This is a genomic window from Caballeronia udeis (assembly GCF_001544555.2).
Classification (GTDB): domain Bacteria; phylum Pseudomonadota; class Gammaproteobacteria; order Burkholderiales; family Burkholderiaceae; genus Caballeronia; species Caballeronia udeis.
Map to the genome: position 1 here is coordinate 1 of NZ_FCOK02000222.1, position 995 is coordinate 995.

At 61.1% G+C, this 995-nt stretch carries 1 protein-coding gene; it reads right to left on the bottom strand.

Going from position 1 to position 995, the window contains the following annotated elements:
- Positions 1–995 (bottom strand): MFS transporter (gene tcuC / locus AWB69_RS45325; protein WP_062093254.1); only part of this gene is annotated, 995 nt, incomplete at both ends.

Here is a 995-nt window from a genome sequence, read left to right on the forward strand (position 1 = left end):
GCGGTCTTGTACTGGCTGCGCGCTTCCGTGGATCGATACAGAACGAGTGTTGCAATCAACCCGCAAACCGCGGCAACGGCCATCCACGCGCCCGGCGCCGCCTTGTTGCCGGTCACGTGAATCAGGTACGTGGAGATAGCCGGCGTGAAGCCGCCGATCGTCGTCGCCAGGCTATATGCCAGCGAAAAACCCGTCGTCCGTACTTCGACAGGCATGACTTCGGTGAGCGCGACGACCATTGCACCGTTGTAGCTGCCGTACAGGAACGAGAGCCACAGTTCCACGCCGAGCAAGCGCAGGAACGACGGATCGGCAACCAGCCACTGCACGGCCGGATACGACGTGAGGATGGTCAGGATCGTGAAGAACAGCAGTACCGGACGGCGTCCGACGCGATCGGAAATAGCGCCGGAAAGCGGCAGCCAGACGAGATTCGACAAACCGATGAACACCGTCACCACCAGCGCATCGATGGAAGAAAGTTTCAGGACTTCCTTGCCGAAGGTCGGCGTGTAGGCCGTGATCATGTAGAACGACACGGTGGTCATGATGACCATGCCCATGCCGGCGAGCACGACGCCCCAGTTCGAGAGCATCGACTTCATGATCTCGCCCATCTCCGGACGATGCTTGCGGGCAAGGAACTCCTCAGTTTCCTGCAGCGAACGGCGAATGATGAACAGGAACGGCACGATCAGGCAGCCGATGATGAACGGCACGCGCCATCCCCACGACGTCATCTGGTCGGGCGGCAGGATGCGGCTCATGCCAACACCGATCAGCGCAGCGAACACCACGGCCACTTGCTGGCTGCCGGATTGCCACGAACAGTAGAAGCCCTTGTTGCCCTTCGTCGCGATCTCGGAGAGATACACCGAGACGCCGCCGAGCTCCACGCCGGCCGAGAAGCCTTGCAGCAACCGCCCGAGCAACACGATGATCGGTGCGAGAACGCCAATAGTCGCGTAGCCCGGAATCACCGCAACCAGCAAGGT